The organism is Planktosalinus lacus (genome assembly GCF_014640155.1).
GTDB lineage: Bacteria > Bacteroidota > Bacteroidia > Flavobacteriales > Flavobacteriaceae > Planktosalinus > Planktosalinus lacus.
The window spans coordinates 1-710 of the sequence record NZ_BMGK01000038.1 but is presented as its reverse complement, the minus strand read 5'-3'; the positions used below and the strand labels follow the sequence as shown (position 1 = coordinate 710).

Sequence of the window (710 nt, the reverse complement as noted above, 5' to 3'; positions counted from 1 at the left end):
CCTACTTCGCTTAAAGCTTCGTAGGACGATGTGGAGAATATCGGAGTCGAACCGATGACCTCCTGCGTGCAAGGCAGGCGCTCTAGCCAGCTGAGCTAATCCCCCATTTCTTAATTGAAATTCAAATAAATTAAAATTCCAAATTCCAAAAAGGATAGGTATCCCAACTTCTAAAATTTCCTTTCAATATGTGTGTATGAACTTTCTGATAACGCCTGCGCGCCATCTGGCTCCTTCGCTAAAAATGTCCACTGGACATTTTCTTTACGCTCGGCCCTGTAGTCTCAGGCAGACTCGAACTGCCGACCCCTACATTATCAGTGTAGTACTCTAACCAGCTGAGCTATGAGACTATTTGGGTTTTCAAGTTTCAAGTTTCAAGTTTCAGGTTGTTAACCTTGAACCTAAAACTTTGAACTTTAAACCTAAATTTTAAATTGACAGTAAACCAAGTAATAAAAGCTCCTAATTGTTCCAACAAAGTGCTCTTATTTAAAAAAGTGTCGTCTTTCTCTAGAAAGGAGGTGTTCCAGCCGCACCTTCCGGTACGGCTACCTTGTTACGACTTAGCCCCAGTTACCAGCTTCACCCTAGGCCGCTCCTTACGGTGACGGACTTCAGGTGCTTCCAGCTTCCATGGCTTGACGGGCGGTGTGTACAAGGCCCGGGAACGTATTCACCGCATCATGGCTGATATGCGATTACTAGCG

2 tRNA genes and 1 rRNA gene are annotated in these 710 nt (G+C 44.8%); all 3 read right to left on the bottom strand.

From position 1 onward, the window contains the following. Positions 1-31: 31 nt before the first annotated feature. Positions 32-105 (bottom strand) — tRNA-Ala (locus IEV69_RS13820). Positions 106-279: 174 nt separating this feature from the next. Further along, positions 280-353: transfer RNA gene (locus IEV69_RS13815), tRNA-Ile, on the bottom strand. Positions 354-517: 164 nt separating this feature from the next. Further along, positions 518-710, bottom strand: a 16S ribosomal RNA gene (locus IEV69_RS13810); the annotation flags it as partial.